This is a genomic window from Citrobacter sp. Cc139, from assembly GCF_030334645.1.
GTDB lineage: Bacteria > Pseudomonadota > Gammaproteobacteria > Enterobacterales > Enterobacteriaceae > Citrobacter > Citrobacter werkmanii.
Genome location: NZ_JAOWDM010000082.1, coordinates 84,532 through 103,005, shown reverse-complemented (window position 1 = coordinate 103,005; position 18,474 = coordinate 84,532). Strand labels below are relative to the sequence as shown.

Sequence of the window (18,474 nt, the reverse complement as noted above, 5' to 3'; positions counted from 1 at the left end):
GGAACATCATGAACAGAATACTGGCTGGCATCATATTTTTTCTTTTTATATCTACTGGGTATATTTCCTTCCTGGTGCATGAAAGGCAGCAAGAGTTACAGAAATTAACGCATTACACCGATTCATGGTCCGCTGCGCAAATGGTATCGCAATATTACCGATTCGAATCATTGCTTGGTCTTTACACTATCGATGAAACGATGGGCCTCGATGAGGTACGCCTGCGCCTCGACATTATGCTTAGCCAGAGTGATTTGATAAAAGAAGGTGATTTAGGGCACTATATAGCGAGCAATCAGGCGCACAGTGAACTGGCGTTAAAACTTGAAAATACGCTTAACTATCTGGACGTTAACCTCGAGAAAATGAACCGTTCAGAACTCCAGGCATACCTGAAAAAAATGCATGCGCTGGATTCGCAACTTGGCCGCCTTTCATCCGGTGCGTTAAATAAGGATGTTAACTCGATCAATAACGCCAACCTTAAAATTCAAACGCTGTACTATATTTACTCGGCAACCTCTGTTCTGCTGATCATACTGAGTGCGATACTGGGTGTACTGATATTCTTTCAGAACAGAAATATTCTGCGCGCGCATCTTCAGGTAAAGAGTCTCGCTGAAGAACTTCAGAGTTCTAAAGAAAAGTTGCAAATCCAGAATGCAAAACTGGAATATGACGTCTACCATGACTCGCTTACTGATATGAATAACCGCCAATTCTTCTGGGGGAATTTAAATCAAACAATCGAGATGGCAGAAAAAAACAACGATTCCGTGACTGTGATGCTGTTTGATTTAGACCGATTCAAAGAGGTAAATGATACCTATGGTCATGATGCCGGTGATATTTTATTACGCCAGATATCGGACCGTCTGATTTCAATGAGCCACACTTCAGATACGCTGTATCGCTTAGGTGGAGATGAGTTTGCGTTTCTCTCAAGTGGTCTGACAGAGAGCCAGGCCGTTTCGCGCGCCCAAAAGATATGCGATTTTATCAGCCAACCCTACACGATTTATAACACAATTATAAACATAACTACCTGTGTTGGGATTGTTATATCAGAAACAGAACGCCGCTCCGATTATCTTTATAAATTTGCAGATCTGGCCCTGTATGAAGCCAAAAATGAAGGTTCAGGTAAGATAAAAGTCTTCCGGCAATGGATGTTAGAAAAGCTGCAAGAAAGCAGAACGCTTGAGCATGATATGGCGATGGCCATAGTGAATAAAGAATTCGTGGTTTATTATCAGCCTATTGTGGATTCTTTCAGCCGGGAAATTTACAGCTATGAAGCCCTTATTCGTTGGGTTCACCCTCTAAAGGGCCTCCTGTCGCCGGATAGCTTTATTCCTGTTGCGGAAAAAACAGGCATGATTAACGAGATGGGAAAATTTGTGCTGGAAATTGCCTGTACGGAAGCGGCTTCCTGGACGATTCCGGCCAAAATTTCAGTCAATGTCTCGCCGGTACAGCTAAGCAGCAAAGCCTTTGCCGGAATAGTGCTGACTATTCTGAAAGAAACAGGACTCCCCGCTCAACGCCTTGAACTGGAGGTCACTGAATCCTCTATCTTTACTGAGAGTAATACGCCGATGAATACGCTGAATAAACTCAGGGCGCTGGGCGTGAAAATCTCCATCGATGATTTTGGTACCGGGTATTCTTCTCTTTCCCGGTTGAGCCGGCTGGCCTTCGATAAAATAAAAATAGATAAGTCCTTTGTACATTCACTATCTACCCAGGACGATGCCCTTAATATTATCAAACTCATTACAGGCATGGCGAAATCCCTTAATATGAAGGCTGTTGCAGAAGGCGTTGAAACGCAAGAACAACTGGAAAAACTTCAGGCACTGGGCTGTGATTTCGCACAAGGATATCTGTTTGGTAAACCTCAACCGGGAATTGATGGGAAAATCAGACACGGCTAAATCAGAACGGATATCCCTGGCTGTTAAAGTTGGGCAACAAGACTGTTGCCCGACTATGTAGGTTTTACGGAAATGACCTGTTTCATTACCTGTTTAAAAAAATAATGGGACGATATCCTCTCTGAGCTTACGTGAGTCGGTATCCGCAAGTATTGAGCAGAGATCTTCAGCAAAAGTTGGTAAATCCTCAGAACGGTTCTATAGTCGGGACTGCTTCTCATTACAGGATTCACCGATGCGATTTAACGGACTGACCAAAGGTTTCTTCATTTTCATACTTGCCCTCGTTACCTGGGCGTTCTTCGACGTGCTGTCCCCCTACTTTTCCGCCATTTTGTGGGCCGCGATCTTAACGACTATTTTTAACCCGGTAAAAAACAGGTTGCGCAGCGCACTTGGCGAACGCAACGGGCTGGCATCGTTAATAACCATCGCCATTATCTGTTTAATTGTCTTTATCCCACTCATGGTGATCCTGTCATCGCTGGCCATTGAACTCAATGTGGTGTACAACAAACTGCAACAAAACGACACGCAGTTTCCCGAAGTCGTCACCTCTATTCTTTCGTATCTTCCTGGCTGGGCGCGAGGATTCCTCGCAGAACACAATCTGGATAATGTTGCAGAAATCCAGAAAAAGCTGTCCGACATTGTGTTGCAAGGCGGCCAGTACCTTGCGGGCAGCGCGTTCCTGATCGGTAAAGGGACATTCGGCTTTGCCATCAGCTTTGGCATCATGCTGTATCTGCTGTTTTTCTTGTTAAAAGATGGACCTTATCTGGTACGCCAGATTCTGGACTCATTACCGCTTTCTGATTTTGCCAAACAGCATTTGTTCGCCAAATTTGTCGGTGTAACGCGCGCAACCGTCAAGGGCACAGCAGTTGTGGCTTTAGTTCAGGGGATTCTTGGCGGCATCGCGTTTGCGATTGTGGATATCGACGGCAGCGTTCTGTGGGGCGCATTAATGGCGTTTCTCTCTCTGGTGCCTGCCGTCGGCTCGGCAATCGTCTGGGTACCCGCAGCCATATTCCTCTTCGCTACGCACCAACTGTGGCAAGGGCTGTTTATCGTCGGGTTCTTCGTGATTATCGTCGGTCTGGTGGACAACATCCTGCGCCCGCTTTTGGTAGGAAAAGACACCAAAATGCCGGACTACCTGATTCTGATAACCACCCTCGGCGGGATGGAGATTTACGGCATTAACGGGTTTGTGATTGGCCCGCTGATCGCCGCGCTGTTCATTACCTGCTGGAACCTGTTTTCCGGGCGCGATCATGCCGGTAACGTGGAAGGTATCGACGAAGCCTTTATGGAAGAAGGAAAAAATCCTCCAGATTTATGATGTCAGGACGATAACAGAAGGCGGCCCAGAGCCGCCTTTTTTATTTTCACGCAAAATCATACGTTTCCTATAATTTCAATCATGCTAATTGATTAATCGTCGCAGAAGGAACTAATCAGTGCGAATAGCCACAATCACCAACTGGGCCTACAGCGCGACGGTATGCCTGACCATCGCCTCCGGCGTTGTCATGCTGATGGCGTCCAACGCCGATAACACCGAACGCCAGGTGGTGGAACAACGTTATAAATTTGACCAACTGACCGAAGAAGTGGAACTCGACGCCTGGTCGCTGTCTGATATGGCGCGTCTCTACGTGGTCAGTAAAGACCCTGATGCTTTGAACAACTATCGTCAGAAAGAGGCGTCACTGAAAGCCGTTGAGCATCGCCTGGCAGCGTTGAAAGATGCCGGAGCGACAGGTGAAGAACTGGCGCTATTGCATGAAGGATTGCAGATTGTTGATGCTCTGCAGGACGAACAAACTGCAGCGCTGACCAGCGTCGCGCGGGGAGAACATACACAAGCGATTGCCCTGCTCTTCAGCAAAACCTATGAACAGGAACTGGAGCAGGCACAGGACCGGATCGACCATTTCCGCCAGTTGCTCGACAACCGTGTACTCAATGCCATTGAAGATGCCACTCAGGCGTCACGTACACTGCGCACAGCCTCTGAAGTGATGGTCGGTCTTACGGCGCTGCTCTTTTTGTTCGTTCTTGGATTTATATTGAAGCGCCGCGTGCTGCGCCCGGTGGTGCGTTTGAGCGATGTAGTTAACCGTCTGGCATCGCAAGATTATGCTGTCGAGACACCCAGCTTTAACCAGATCGATGAAATTGGCGATATGGCCCAGGCGATCCGGATTTTTCGCGAGAACGGGCTGGCCCGTCAGCGGCTGGAGAAAGAGAGAGACGCCGACTGGGGGATCCGCGAACTGCTGGCGCGCATGACGCAGCGTCTGCAGGGGTGCGAAAGTTTTGCCGATGTTATTAATGTGGCGGAACTGTTCGCGCCGAATATTGCTCCAGGTATCGCCGGCCGACTGTACATACTGGATCGGGAGCCCTGGCAGATGCGCTGCGTTGCGCAGTGGCTCTCACCAGAGGGTAAAGCCGATGCGTTTCACCCGGACGAATGCTGGGCGGTACGCCGTGGCCAGAGCCATCCACCGGTACAAGGCGAACCGGATATCGCCTGCTACCATCTGCCTGAGTCGTGTCAGCGGCATACCTTATGCGTGCCGCTGATTGCCCAGGGTGAAGCCATCGGCCTGCTCTCATTCCAGAATCTCAGCGAGGATTCCACCTCATCCCGCGCCTACCTGGAACTGATGGCAGAAGCACTCGGCCTGGCATTAGCCAACCAACGCTTGCGCGATGCGCTGCTGGAGAAAGCGCTATACGATCCACTAACCGGTCTGCGCAATCGTCATCATCTTGAAGATACTCTCCGTACCCAGATGAGCCAGGCGGTTCGTACCCAAGAACCGATCAGTTGCCTGATGATCGATATCGACCATTTCAAAAACATCAATGATCGCTTTGGCCATGAGGCGGGCGATAGTGTGATAAAAAGTATCGCCGCCATTATTCAGCGCGTTGTCCACGACAGCGGCATGGCTTTCCGTTACGGTGGCGAAGAGTTTCTGGTCCTGCTGGCAGGTGCGGATGAACAGGCGGCCAATAGCTTTGCAACGGATATTTACAACGGCGTACGCGAATTGTCACTGCGCTTTGGCGTATCCGATATCGGTCACGTGGATGTCTCTATCGGTGTTGCCAGCTACCCGCAGCATGCCCAAAGCGATAATCTGCTGCGTGCCGCAGACGTCGCGCTGTATCGCGCAAAAGAACTGGGGCGCTCGCGCATTGTGAGCTTTGGCATGCTGGAAGCGAGCTGAACTATGTCAGTTGTTGGCGCATTGCTTTACCTCTACGTCAGGTAGTGGTAAGTTGACAGGATGAACACCAGACACGATATCAACGCTTTTACTCATAATCTGTGGTGGCTGCCTTCTTAAAGGCGGTCAGAATGTGTTTCCCCATTTTACATAACCGCCGAAAGGCGGTTATTTGCATTTGAAGACCCCTTTCGGTTTTACGCTTAAGGAGTCTTATATGAACAACAAAACCATCATCCTCACTGGCGATCGTCCTACTGGCCCGCTGCATCTCGGCCACTATGTTGGCTCGTTGCGCCAACGCGCCACCCTGCAGCACGATTATCAGCAGTTTATATTGGTCGCGGACCTGCAAGGACTGACCGATAACGGCAGTACGCCACAAAAGATCCAAAACAACATTCCCGAAGTGCTGGCTGACTATCTCGCCGCGGGCATAGACCCCTTACTCACCACCATTTGTTTGCAATCGGCCTTGCCCGCCCTTACCGAACTGACCGCGCTTTATATGAACATTGTTACCGTGGCGCGCGTTGAGCGAAATCCTACGGTCAAAAACGAAATTGCGCAGAAAGGGTTCGCCCGCTCGTTACCGGTTGGCTTTCTGGTTTATCCCATCAGTCAGGCGGCAGATATTTCAGCCTTCAAAGCTGAAGTGGTTCCGGTCGGCGACGATCAACTGCCGATGATTGAACAGACCAATGAAATAGTGCATAAAATGAACAGCTTATTACCTGCCCCAGTCTTGTCGCATTGTAAAGCGTTGCTGAGTGAAACCAGTCGTCTGCCCGGTATCGACGGTAACGCCAAGATGTCGAAATCACTAGGTAATACAATTCTGTTGTCCGCCAGCGAGGAAACCATTCATCGCGCCGTCAGCGCAATGTACACCGACCCTAATCATCTGAAAGTGTCCGATCCGGGGCAGATTGACGGCAATATCGTATTCACCTACCTCGACGCGTTTCACCCAGATAAAATCAAAGTGGCGGAGATGAAAGCGCATTATCAGCGCGGTGGATTAGGTGACAGGGCATGCAAAAATGAGCTGGAGATGTGCTTGCAAGAACTCATCGCGCCGATGCGTGAGCGTCGGGCAACTTACATTCAGGACAAAGGCATGCTGATGGCGATGCTGAAAAAAGGCAGTGAACAGGCGCACGAAGTCACACAGCAAACATTAAGAGAAGTGAAACAAGGGCTCGGTTTACCGGTGTTCTGAACACGAATAGAAAAATACAGGATGACTGATAACTCCCGCTAAACATTAAAAAATGTGGTTACGCTTAAGTTTTTCAAAAGCATAACCGCTACTAAGAGAGTGAGATGTAACTATCTTATTATTACGCCTCATTATAAAAAGTTCGAATTCTCTTCTTTACGCCTGCCAGGGTCCGTGCCCATGCAGGCTTTTTTTCACTATCAACTTTTCGGATATCAGTTAACCACTAATGTCCAGTCTATCTCCCCCCTGAATAAAAAACACGCTGCAAAATCAACAAAATATAATCAACTTGCTTAATTACTCTGCAAACGCGTGAGATCCGGAAGAAAAATGCGATTTCCCTCTTGCCTCATTCGGTCTGTGCCGCTAATATTCGTCCCCGTTGTCACCTACAACGTTGCGTTCATAGCTCAGTTGGTTAGAGCACCACCTTGACATGGTGGGGGTCGTTGGTTCGAGTCCAATTGAACGCACCATATTGCGTCCGTAGCTCAGTTGGTTAGAGCACCACCTTGACATGGTGGGGGTCGGTGGTTCGAGTCCACTCGGACGCACCATATCACTTTTGATGTGGTGCCTTTCCCCTTACATTATTCTCGATAAAATCCCCGAATAGTTGTTGCCGTCCTGAGCGATTTCGCTATTGTTGCTGTCTATCCCGTTTGTCTCCTGCGCCGTTATCGACCACACTTATCCTGCTTCGCTTGTTTTCGGCACAATGCCGACACAGAACATCGATCACAGGGCATAAAAATAATATCAGGTGGATAAGATGAACAAGATCGCTATCGTCGGTACGGGACCGACAGGAATCTATACGTTACTCGCGCTTCTCAAGCATCAAACCCCGCTTTCAATTAGCCTCTACGAACAATCGAATGAAGCTGGGGTAGGCATGCCCTATAGCGATGAGGAAAACTCGCGATTGATGCTGGCAAATATCGCCAGTATTGAAATACCCCCCATTACCTCTTCTTATCTCGACTGGTTACGCCAACAAAGCGTTGAACATTTAGCCCGTTATGGCGTGAAACACGCCTCGCTGCATGACCGACAATTTCTGCCGCGAATTCTGCTCGGTGAATATTTTCGTGACCAGTTTTTACGCCTTGTAGACCTTGCGGACAAACAGGGGTTTAACATCACCGTACACGAATCCTGTCAGGTCAAGGATGTCAAAGCCACAACGGATGGCGTTGTTATTTGCAGCGATCATAACGACCCGGAGCACTTTGATCTGGCTGTCATCGCCACGGGTCACGTCTGGCCTGATGCACAAAGCGCATCACGTACCTTCTTCCCGAGTCCGTGGACCGGGCTTATGGAGGCAAAAATCCCGGCGTGTAATGTAGGAATTTTGGGTACGTCGCTGAGCGCTATTGATGCGGCTATGGCCGTCGTCGCACAACACGGTAGGTTTGTATTAGATGATGCGCAGGGTGTTCATTTCGAAAGAAATGAAGGCAGTCAGGATCTCAACATTCTCCTCATGTCCCGTTCTGGCATTCTACCGGAAGCCGATTTTTACTGCCCTCTCCCCTATGAACCACTCTCCATTGTGACTACTGAGGCACTGGAACAATGTATTGCAGTTGGTTCTGCTGGGCTGCTGGACAGGATCTTTATGCTCATAGCCAAAGAAATTGAGCTGGCAGACCCTGTCTGGAGCAAAGAAGTCGCCCTCTCTTCCCTGAACGCCGACAGCTTTACAGATGTCTGGTTCGCTGCCCGTAAAAAGCACGATCCGTTTCGCTGGGCCGCAGCCAATCTTGAAGAAGTCGAACGCAATAAACGTGAAAAACACACGGTTGCCTGGCGTTACGCTATTCTGCGACTGCATGAGGCCGTACAGGAAATTGTCCCGTGGCTGGATGAGAAAGACAGAGAGCGGTTTAACAATGGACTTGCTCGCGTCTTTATCGATAACTATGCAGCCATTCCTTCACAGTCGATCCGTAGATTACTGGCGCTGCGTGAGGCCGGGATCCTGAATATTCGCGCGCTCGGTCAGGATTATCAGTTAGAGCAAAAAGAGAAAATGACGGTGATACGCGCTCAGGGCGAAACCTATAAGTTTGACGTTTTTATCGATGCCAGAGGCCAGAAAGCGTTAAAAATTAAAGATCTGCCATTTCCATCGCTGCGGGATCAACTGCAATCCACGAGTGAGGAAATACCGGATGTCGGCGATGACTATACGTTACAGGCGCCTGATATTGTCCGGGGCCGCATTGCGCTCGCCGCACTTCCCTGGCTGATGCACGATCAACCGTTTGTGCAAGGGCTTACTGCCTGCGCAGAAATTGGCCAGTGCGTCGCGCATGCCATTTCCCGGCCAGCCACGCGTCTTCGTCGACGCTTACCCTGTTACGAGGCGTGACACGATGTCTTCTTCCATCACTCTGCTTGCAGCCGGCAGTTTACGTCCGGCACTGACTCCGCTGATAACCCATTTCACGCACATAAGTGGAATAGATGTGAAAGTGGAATATGGTCCAGCCGGTTTACTGCGCGAGCGGATTGAAGCAGGCGAACCCTGTGCGCTGTTTGCTTCGGCCAGTCAGGAGCATCCGCAGCGCCTTCTGGCTCAGCATAAAGCTCTCTCAACGCACACCTTTTGCTGGAACCAACTGGGTCTGGTTACCAACCGGACCGGTGAATGGCTGGATTTGCTGCGAAACCCTACCCTGCGAATTGGTACCTCTACGCCCGGCAGTGACCCTTCCGGGGATTATACCTGGGCATTTTTTGACAAGATGGATGCGCTGGAGACGGGCCTTGGGCAGCAGCTTCGCGAAAGGGCCATTCCCCTGGTTGGCGGTCGAGACACCGTGAGGATCCCGTCGGGAGAACTGGCCAGCGCCTGGATCCTGCGTCAGGGACTGGCCGATCTGTTTATCGGCTACGCGCATTATGCAAAAACGCTCCGCGCACTACCCAACGTTCGTTATGTAGCGATTCCGGCTGAATATAACATTCAATGTGAATACCAGTTGGCGCTGCTGGAGGCATCCAAAGATGCGCTGGCGCTGGTTGAGTTTATGCTCGGCAACGGCGGTCAGGAGTTTCTGATCGCCGCCGGTTTTCTACCACTTACCGACGAATAGAAAACAGCGGCGCAATAAACGGCGTCTGGTAATGGTCAACGTTCACTTTTCGCAGCGGTAATCCATAGGCATGGGACAGATTATCTTCCGTCACGATACTGTCCGTCGCCCCTGCCCGCCATTTTCCTTCAGGAAGCAGCAGCAGCGTATGCGTGGCTATCTGTAGCGCATGCAGCGGATCGTGGGTTGAAAACAGCACGCTGCAGCCTTGTTGGCGAGCCAGATCGCTGATGAGCTGCAGCACCACCTGCTGATTAGCGAGATCCAGCGCGGAACATGGTTCATCAAGCAATAACGTCTGGCATTCCGTGACCAATGCCCTGGCTATCATCACTAACTGTTGTTGCCCGCCAGAGAGTGAACCAAACGAGCAGGCGCCAAGATGTGCGATATTAAGTTGCTCCAGCGCCTGCGCTGCCCTTTTTTTATCCTGCTGGCTGGGCTGCGCAAATAACTTCACGTGTTGTGCCCGCCCCATCAGTACCACATCGCTGACCGTATAGGGAAACGGCAGATGACAATGTTGCGCCACAATCCCAATTCCACCGGCATTCTCAATACTGCCGCCCAAAGCAGGCAGCGTGCCGGTTAGCGTATCGAGCAGCGTACTTTTACCCAGACCGTTACGTCCCAGCACCGCCCAGACCTCACCTTTCCAGCAACTGAACGTAAGCGGCTCAAATAGCGGTGCGCGATACCCGTAAGTCAGCCGATTCACGCGCAGTGCGACAGATTTCATTGTTTCCTCCGACGGCTGTTGCGGATGAGTAAAAGAGCAAACAGCGGCGCGCCAAATAATGCAGTGATGATCCCCAGCGGGATCTCCGCAGGCATCAGGGTGCGCGCAATATCATCCACCACAATCATAAAACCGCCCCCCAGCCAGAAGGCACAAGGGAGCAACCGACGATGATCGACACCCACCAGCAAACGTGCCAGATGCGGAATAACCAGACCGACCCAGGCAATACTGCCGCTTACCGCCACCTGAGCGGCGACTAAAAAAGCGCAGCACACCAGCACGCTGCGTCGCAGAGGAACCACCGCCACGCCCAGCGCTCTGGCATCTTTATCATTGAGCGATAGTAGATTTATCCGCCAGCGTAACTGATACAAAACCGTCGCGGCGATACCCACCGGAATCGCCAACAGCAGAACTTTATGCCAGTTGGCCGTCGCAAAACTCCCCAGCAGCCAGAACACAATGTTCGGTAACGTCTCTTCGGTATCCGCCTGATACTGAATAAGACTCACCAGTGCGGCAAAGAAACCGCTCAGAATGATACCCGACAGGATCAGCACCAGCGTATTCTCCAGCCCCTGCAATGTAGCGATGGCATACACCAGAATCAGCGCCGTCAGACCGAAGAAAAACGTTGAGCCCATCATCAGCCACGGCGAAAGACCGAGCAGAATCGCCAGCGTACCGCCAAAAGCAGCCCCCGACGTTACGCCGATAATATGCGGGTCGACCAGTGGATTATGAAATACCCCTTGCAGCGTCGCACCGCATAAACCCAACGCGCCCCCCGCCAGCAACGCGATCAGAATTCGTGGTAACCGCACCGTCCAGACAATCTGGCTGGCAATCCCTGCGGCGTCGCTATAGTGCGTCAGATGGTAAAATACCTCGCTTAACGACAGCGGATATTGTCCGAGGCACAGCGAGCTGACGCCCAGTAATAAGACCGCCGCCATTAGCAGCGGCTGCTGGGGTAAAATGCGGTTACTTAGCTGCATCAGACTGCCAGTTCACACGATAAAAACGCTGATAGTAGTCTTGCGCCTGCGCATCGACATCCACGTCTTTATAGGCGTCCGGATACAGTTTTTTGGCCATCCACAGTTCACCTATCGCCAAGGCTTCCGGCATCGGATACCCCCAGGCTTTGGCGTATTCCGGCATCAGCCAGATGCGATGATTTTTCACCGCATCAATCCCCTGCCAGTTGGGATCGTTTTGGATCTCCGTCACCACCTGCGGGTAACGGTCCTGAACAAAAATCACCTGCGGATTCCACGCTAATACCTGCTCAAGCGCGACCTGACGGGCGCCTTTCACACTGGCCGCCGCTACGTTTAATCCCCCCGCATGCTGCATCATCAGTCCCGTATACTTCCCGGAGCCGTAAGTCATCAGATCAGGGTTAGCCATATAAATACGCACCTTTTTCGCATCAGGAATGTTGGCAACTGGCGCGTTGAACTTTGCCCGCGCCGCAAAAACGTAATCGATCAACGTTTCTGCCTGCGCTTTGCGCCCCACAACATCCGCAATCAGGCGAATTCCCTGCTTTAACCCTTCGTTGTAGACCTGCTCTTCATCGGCCATAGTCGGATTCATTTTATTCTGCTGACCATCAGCATCCTGACGCAATGAGATCGCGACCACCGGAATACCGGCGTTCTGAATCTGCTGAATCATCTCCGTAGGCGCATAGTTGGCAACAAAGACGACCTGTGGGTGAATCGCCAGCAGGCTCTCGATATTCACGCTGGTGAGATCGCCCGGCGTCGGCAATGTCGTTATCTTCGGCATAAAACGCGCGAATTCAGGTCCGAGCTGTTTTTTCCAGCTCGACATTACACCAACAATGTCTTGCTGGGCGTTGAGTTGCACCAGAATATTCAGCGTCTGGTGTTGCAGCACAACCACGTTGTCGACATGGTCTGGAATCGTGATCTGACGACCAAGCTGATCGGTAATCGTACGCTCGGCCTGCGCGGAGAACGCCACCAGGAAGCTGGCGCAAACCAGCACAAAAGAACGGAGAGTTAACATGGGGTACCATCTGGATGAGGAATAAAAACGATATATATTAAATTATATAACGATATAACTGGCAACCCATTAGCGATAATTACCGCGCTACACACGAGGAAGATCAATTTTTGTGGGCAAAAATAAAGCCGACGGCAATGACCACCGTCGGCTTTTGTTGATACTGAGTGGCTAAACTATTTCGTCGCAGCTTTAATGATATCGAGCGCTTTCACAAACTGATCCTGCGGAATTGTCAGCGGGTAAAGGAAACGAATAACGTTGCCGTACTGGCCACAGGTTAACAACAGCAATCCCTGCTCAAGGGCTTTCTTCTGCACGCGTTGCGCGACGGCAGCGCTGGGCTCCCCCGTCGCTGCATCGCAAAATTCAGCAGCAACCATTGAGCCTAAGCCGCGCACTTCGGCCAGCTCAGGGCACCATCCTTGCGCATCAGTCAGGGTGGCGCGCAGTTGTTCGCCGAGAGCCGCTGCTCGTTGGCACAACTGCTCATCACGAATAATATCCAGTACCGCATGCGCCGCCGCAATCGACAACGGGTTGCCGGCATAGGTACCACCCAGACCACCCGGCGCAGGCGCATCCATAATTTCTGCCTTGCCTACCACGCCAGACAGCGGCATCCCACCCGCCAGGCTTTTTGCCATTGTCATCAGGTCCGCTTTGTCGGCGTAGTGATCCATCGCAAACAGTTTCCCCGTACGCGCAAAACCGCTTTGCACCTCATCGGCAATCATCACGATGCCATGCTCATCACAGATACGGCGGATCCCGGCAACAAACTCCGACGGCGCCACCACGAAACCACCTTCGCCCTGGACCGGTTCGAAGATAATCGCCGCAACCTGAGTTGGATCGATGTCGGCTTTAAACAGGCGTTCAATCGCTTTTAGCGAATCCGCCGTGGAGACACCCTGCAACTCAGAAGGATATGGCGCATGGTAAACGGAACCCGGGAACGGGCCGAACCCTTTTTTATAGGGCGCTACTTTGCCGGTCAACGCCATCGTCATGTAGGTACGTCCATGAAAACCGCCGCCAAAAGCGATAACACCGGGACGACCGGTATGCGCGCGGGCGATTTTCACCGCATTTTCCACGGCTTCTGCGCCGGTAGTAAAGAATGTGGTTTTGCGTTTACCGTCAATCGGCGCAACGGCGTTGATTTTCTCAGCCAGAGACACATAGCTTTCGTACGGCACAATCTGATAAGCCGTGTGGGTAAAAGCCTGCAGTTGGGCTTCGACTGCCTGCACCAGACGAGGATGACGGTGCCCGGTGTTCAGCACGGCAATCCCGGCGGCAAAATCAATATACTGATTGCCCTCAATATCGGTAATCGTGCTGTTTTCTGCCGACTGGGCGTAAAAATCACACATGACACCCACGCCACGCGGGGTGGCATCCAGACGACGTTGTTGCAGGTTTTTATTGTTCATTCTCTACACCTTGTCCATAAATACATTTCAGTTGAATTACCCTTTAAATTTAGACGCCATCTGGTACTTTAATCGAGAGCCAAATCGTTTTATTTTAAGGATCCAAATGCGTTCACTTGCCGGAGATGTGATCAAGCAAGCATTTAGCCAGCAGGCAGATGAAAAATTACATCGTCGCCTGTATGCCGCCATCTGTAGTTGCATCCTTGAGGGTAGCCTGAAACCGGCTACCCGCATGCCTCCCTCGCGGGATCTGGCGGGCGAACTGACGTTATCGCGAAACACCGTCTTGCGGGTTTACGAGCAGTTGCAGGCCGAAGGCTATATCTCTGCGCGCACCAGCAGCGGCACATTCGTTAGCGACAGCGTGCTCGACAATCTCGACCTCCGCCCCAACAAAGAGCCAGTGGCTGTTGCGCTTGAGGATCACACCCGCTTATCTGCCCGCTGCCTTGAACTGCTGGGGCATGCCAGCGCCAGTCCCCGGCAATGGGGAGCCTTTATTCCTGGCGTGCCTGATGTTCAGCATTTTCCTCACCGGGTGCTCAAAAAAATCCAGGATCGGCTGGCAAGGCGACTGCGCCCGGCGTTTCTCACTTACGATGCCGCAGGCGGGGTGAGTGAATTGAAAGAAGCGCTGGCAGACTATCTGCGCACCGCCCGGGGTGTACGTTGTTCGCCTGATCAAATTCTGATTACTGAAGGTATTCACCAGGCGTTGGATCTGGTTACGCGTGCGTTGTGCAATCCGGGTGACAGTGCCTGGATTGAGGAGCCAGGCTATTGGGGGATAAAAAACATTCTACGCATCAACGCGGTTCACTTTTCGGCAATCCCGGTTGATGAGCAAGGTATGATTCCGCCAGGCCCAACAGAACCCGCACCGAAGCTGATTTTTGTGACACCGTCACATCAGTATCCGCTCGGTTCGGTAATGAGTCTGAGCCGTCGGCAACAGCTTCTCTTGCGCGCCCGCGAAACGCGAAGCTGGATAATAGAAGATGATTACGATAGCGAGTTTCGCTTTTCCGGGCAGCCTATTCCGTCATTACAGGGACTGGAGGAAGAGACGCCGGTTATCTACATCGGAACATTCAGTAAGACACTTTATCCCGCACTGCGACTCGGATATGTAGTACTGCCCAAACCGCTAGCCGCGCCGCTTAAAAAGGTTCATAACGACCTCTATCGCGGCGGACATTTATTGATTCAGGCCGCGCTGGCGGAGTTTATCCGCGAGGGATACTACGCGGCGCATATTCGAAAAATGCGCCAGCTGTACAGTCGTCGTCGCCAGATGCTGGTGGAACTTATTACCCGCCAACTTGGTGAGCATTATCTTGGATCCTTCAGCAGCAACGCCGGGCTGCATATGATTTTACAGCTACCCGCCGGAAGTGATGACGTCGCCATAGCCCGGCAAGCGAATGCGCAAGATCTGCTGGTGCGTCCGCTGTCTCGTTACTACGTGAATGAAGAGAAATGCAGCGGCCTGCTGTTGGGGTTTGCCAGTATTGAAGAACATGAAATGGCGGCGGCGTTTTCCCGACTCGCGACGATTATCAGGGAAAACGCCGTATAAGCACTGCCGGATAGCGGTGCTCGCACCTTATCCGGCATGCTGTTTAATGTGACGCTTTTTTAACGCCAGCCAGATCCTGCTGGCTTACTTCACCATTCCCTTCGCCCCAACTTTTACGCACGTAGTTAATTACGTCGCGCATTTCGTTGTCGCTTAACATGCCGCCGTAGGCTGGCATCTTAAAGGAGACGCTGCCCCGCGTTGTCGGGGTTTCTGCGCCATAGGCAATCACTCTGTACAGCGGCGTCGGGTCATCCACCATCACCAGCGGATTGCGGATCAACGAAGGTGCATTATCATCCGTACCTTTGCCTTCCAGACCGTGACACGTTGAGCAGTAGCGGTTATAGGTCACTTTGCCCGCCTCGGCTGAATTCGACCAGGATGCCGTAGTCGCTGCGGTACGCCCCGCTTCAGGCTTCGTACTTTTCAGGCTCAGCAGATATTGTGCGATCGCCGTGGCATCTTCGTCCGTCAGATACTGTGTACTTTGCGTAACGACTTCAGCCATCGAACCAGAAACCGCGGCATGTTTACTTTTACCGGTCAGCAACAGCGATTTTAACTCCGACTCCGACATTCCGGTGCCCCGCAGCGACGGCGCATACCAGCCGTCGATCATCGCGCCGCTCAGATACTCGGGATCGGCATTGCTGTACGCTTTTTCGTTCATCGCCACACCTCTCGGTGTATGGCATGATCCGCAGTGGCCCGGGCCTTCCACCAGATAAGCGCCTCGTTTTAGCAGGACCGCGTTTTCATCCGTTTTCGCGCTCGCAACAGCCGTCTCTGGCGCGTCGGTAAACAACCAGTTCCAGATATGCAGCGGCCAGCGGGCGGAGAGTAGCCACGGAATGGCATTCTCTTTATTGGGTTGTGCCGACGGCGTGACGTCATGCATAAAATAGCGGTACAGCGCCTGAACATCCTCGTCAGAAAGCTTCGCGTAAGAGGGATAAGGCATGGCGGGATAAAGCGGATGACCATCTTTGGCAATCCCCTGACGTACCGCCTTTTCAAAATCCTCGTATGCGTAGCTACCAATCCCCTGCGTCTTATCTGGCGTAATATTGGTCGAATAAATATCCCCAAGCGGAGTGGGAAACTTTTTGCCCCCAGCCATCGCCGCGCCACCTTCCGTCGTGTGACAGGCTACGCAGTCAGAAATCCTCGCGATGTATTCGCCATGAGTTTCAGCCGCAGAAACCGTGGCGGTAAATAAACAGGCGGCAAGAACGGTTACATTACGCATAGATCACCCCATCTCCTTGAGTTCATTAACCGCTCGCCATGCCTGATCGATCGCCGTATGAGCATAAGCCCCCCAGTCAGAATCGGAGTTAGCAATGGCAATACGACCAACTGGCTTGCGCGCCCGCTCGATAATCTCGGGCATTTTGTCCATGTCGTCGAACAACGAGTTAGGGTAATAGGCATAGCCATGCGCCCAGCGGTTAACCGTAATGGCGGCAATATCGCGTTGATTATCAAAGCCTGTTGCGCCAAACATCTCCTGCAACTGGGCGCGAATCATCTCTTCATGCGCCGCAAATGTCGTTCCCAGCAAATAGGCCCGCCCCAGCCGGAACTGCTCTCTGGCCGAGAGGTTACTGCCAGGATACGTGGGGACGTAGACCATATGAATCACCATCGGATCGTCCGGTGAGGCTGGGTGTTGATACCCGCCAATGCTGACCGGATAGTCGAGCTTAACCCGGCTGTAGGGGGCTGCCGGAGAGTAAAATTCATGCACGCCAAGCTGTTTAAATGCCTGCCAGTTTTTAACCACCACGTTGGTGTATACCAGCGGCGCTTTCACGTTCAGTTTGAGATCCGCCTGCTGCTGTTCCGGCATCTCTGGCACCAGATACGGAATCAGCATGTTATAACCCGCCATAATGGTGTTCTTACCACGAACGCGATGCATTTTTCCGTCCCGCAGATAGCTGACAACCACGCCATCCGGTACGTTGGCGGCGTTAATTACTGTGCTGTTCAGGCGCAGACGCGTGGTGTTTTCCGGCAGGTCCAGTTTTTCATAATGCAGTCTGGCGAGGACCGAGTCCTCCATGGTGGTACCCGGTAGCGCATCCGGTAGCATATACCTGACCAGCAGTCGGGCCAGACCGGCATTTCCATCCGGAAAATGGTAAACATACGGCTCTTCGAGGTCTGCCAGCGACTCTCCGTCCAGCGGGGGTAATCCCAGCGCTTCCATACCCGGTAAGGCGCACGCCCGGGCATCGCTACAGGAAATCCCTTCAATGCCAATGGCAAAGAAGTCGTTAGAACGCTGCTGAAAATAGAGCAGCGCCATTTTGCTCAAACCGACTTTTGTCGCCAGAAACTCACTGTAGCTGTGAGTATCCAGCCATTCAGTTTTCTCATCAATCGTCATACCCGGAAGGTAGTCCGCAGGATGTACATGCAGATCGATTAACGCTTTTCTGTCGTTCTCGCTTAGCGGAAAATCATTGATAAAGTCTTCGATCTTGCGTCCATTCAGTCTGTCCGGCGGAATATCATCAGATACCGCCCGTCCCGGATCGCCGCTGACGATTTTTGTTTCGCCAAAATTCTTTTTATCGAAAAAAACGCCGCGACTGAGCTGCCAGTCGGGATAGAAGTTTACGTCAAAACTCTCTTTCAACCGCGTGACGCTGACGCCCACAGTTTCCATCAGCTTTTGCACTTCGGGACTGAAATTATGCGCCGGAGACTGGAATGCTTCGCTGCCGCCATAGCCGAGTAGTTTCTTGCCCGAGCTGGTAAACTCATTCCGTTTGGCATGTCCTCCAAAATCGTCATGATTATCGAGGATCAAAATCCGGCTATTTTGTCCGGCAAGTTGACGCCAGAAACAACCGGCAGCCAGGCCGCTAATACCGCCGCCCACAATCACCAGGTCGTACTCTTCCTCAATAGGCAAGGCGTTTAAATCAAAATGTTTATGCTCACGGCCCACGGCATGCGCCATTTCAAACGATCCAGGATGATTGCCCCGCAGCCCCGTCAGCGCAGGCGGATAATAACTTCCATCTATAAATGCGTTTTCCTTCCCTGCCGCCCTGACCCATTCCAGCGGGGTAAGCCCCGCCGCAACGGTCACCGCGACGCCGTTGAGAAAATCACGTCGGGTAATTGCCATTAACTT

The 18,474-nt window shown here is 51.9% G+C and carries 13 protein-coding genes and 2 tRNA genes; 9 read left to right on the top strand and 6 right to left on the bottom strand.

Annotated elements, in window-relative coordinates:
- The first annotated feature begins 8 nt into the window (after nt 1-8).
- The 8 genes from OGV69_RS12670 to OGV69_RS12635 all read left to right on the top strand — a co-directional run bounded on the left by OGV69_RS12670 (nt 9) and on the right by OGV69_RS12635 (nt 9,517).
- A complete protein-coding gene (locus OGV69_RS12670) occupies nt 9-1,937 on the top strand; it encodes a putative bifunctional diguanylate cyclase/phosphodiesterase (protein WP_087856340.1) in 1,929 nt (642 codons plus the stop codon).
- 235 nt (nt 1,938-2,172) lie between these two features.
- Entirely contained in the window at nt 2,173-3,282 is a 1,110-nt protein-coding gene (locus OGV69_RS12665; RefSeq protein ID WP_069324210.1) for an AI-2E family transporter, read from the top strand.
- A gap of 118 nt (nt 3,283-3,400) precedes the next feature.
- Complete coding sequence (locus OGV69_RS12660; RefSeq protein ID WP_069324211.1) at nt 3,401-5,185, top strand: diguanylate cyclase; 1,785 nt, start codon at nt 3,401-3,403, stop codon at nt 5,183-5,185.
- 217 nt (nt 5,186-5,402) lie between these two features.
- Nucleotides 5,403-6,407: a tryptophan--tRNA ligase gene (gene trpS, locus OGV69_RS12655; protein WP_069324212.1), complete on the top strand. Its 1,005-nt coding sequence runs from the start codon at nt 5,403-5,405 to the stop codon at nt 6,405-6,407.
- A 402-nt stretch (nt 6,408-6,809) separates the two neighbouring features.
- Nucleotides 6,810-6,886, top strand: a tRNA-Val gene (locus OGV69_RS12650).
- A 4-nt stretch (nt 6,887-6,890) separates the two neighbouring features.
- Nucleotides 6,891-6,967: transfer RNA gene (locus tag OGV69_RS12645), tRNA-Val, on the top strand.
- 215 nt (nt 6,968-7,182) lie between these two features.
- Nucleotides 7,183-8,790: an FAD-NAD(P)-binding protein gene (locus OGV69_RS12640; protein ID WP_069324213.1), complete on the top strand. Its 1,608-nt coding sequence runs from the start codon at nt 7,183-7,185 to the stop codon at nt 8,788-8,790.
- Nucleotides 8,791-8,794: 4 nt separating this feature from the next.
- Nucleotides 8,795-9,517 (top strand): substrate-binding domain-containing protein, encoded by a 723-nt coding sequence (locus OGV69_RS12635; protein WP_069324214.1) that lies wholly within the window; start codon nt 8,795-8,797, stop codon nt 9,515-9,517.
- Here the strand turns inward: OGV69_RS12635 and OGV69_RS12630 are convergent.
- The 4 genes from OGV69_RS12630 to puuE form a co-directional block, all read right to left on the bottom strand.
- The gene (locus OGV69_RS12630; protein WP_069324215.1) at nt 9,504-10,256 is read right to left on the bottom strand and encodes an ABC transporter ATP-binding protein; all 753 of its coding nucleotides are present in this window, start codon (nt 10,254-10,256) and stop codon (nt 9,504-9,506) included. The two genes, OGV69_RS12635 and OGV69_RS12630, sit on opposite strands and share 14 nt — an antisense overlap.
- A complete protein-coding gene (locus OGV69_RS12625) occupies nt 10,253-11,257 on the bottom strand; it encodes a FecCD family ABC transporter permease (protein WP_069324216.1) in 1,005 nt (334 codons plus the stop codon). Before OGV69_RS12625 ends, OGV69_RS12630 begins: the two co-directional genes overlap by 4 nt.
- Nucleotides 11,244-12,299: an ABC transporter substrate-binding protein gene (locus OGV69_RS12620; protein WP_069324217.1), complete on the bottom strand. Its 1,056-nt coding sequence runs from the start codon at nt 12,297-12,299 to the stop codon at nt 11,244-11,246. Before OGV69_RS12620 ends, OGV69_RS12625 begins: the two co-directional genes overlap by 14 nt.
- Before the next feature lie 176 nt (nt 12,300-12,475).
- Nucleotides 12,476-13,738 (bottom strand): 4-aminobutyrate transaminase, encoded by a 1,263-nt coding sequence (gene puuE, locus OGV69_RS12615; protein ID WP_069324218.1) that lies wholly within the window; start codon nt 13,736-13,738, stop codon nt 12,476-12,478.
- Nucleotides 13,739-13,844: 106 nt separating this feature from the next.
- Between puuE and pdxR the strand changes: the two genes are divergently transcribed.
- The gene (gene pdxR, locus OGV69_RS12610; RefSeq protein ID WP_069324219.1) at nt 13,845-15,320 is read left to right on the top strand and encodes a MocR-like pyridoxine biosynthesis transcription factor PdxR; all 1,476 of its coding nucleotides are present in this window, start codon (nt 13,845-13,847) and stop codon (nt 15,318-15,320) included.
- A gap of 43 nt (nt 15,321-15,363) precedes the next feature.
- On the opposite strand, the gene OGV69_RS12605 is transcribed toward pdxR, so the two are convergent.
- Both OGV69_RS12605 and OGV69_RS12600 read right to left on the bottom strand, forming a co-directional pair.
- Nucleotides 15,364-16,572 carry a c-type cytochrome gene (locus tag OGV69_RS12605; protein WP_069324220.1) on the bottom strand — a complete coding sequence of 403 codons (1,209 nt, stop codon included), beginning with the start codon at nt 16,570-16,572 and terminating at the stop codon, nt 15,364-15,366.
- A 3-nt stretch (nt 16,573-16,575) separates the two neighbouring features.
- Entirely contained in the window at nt 16,576-18,468 is a 1,893-nt protein-coding gene (locus OGV69_RS12600) for a flavin monoamine oxidase family protein (RefSeq protein ID WP_069324221.1), read from the bottom strand.
- Nucleotides 18,469-18,474: the final 6 nt, after the last annotated feature.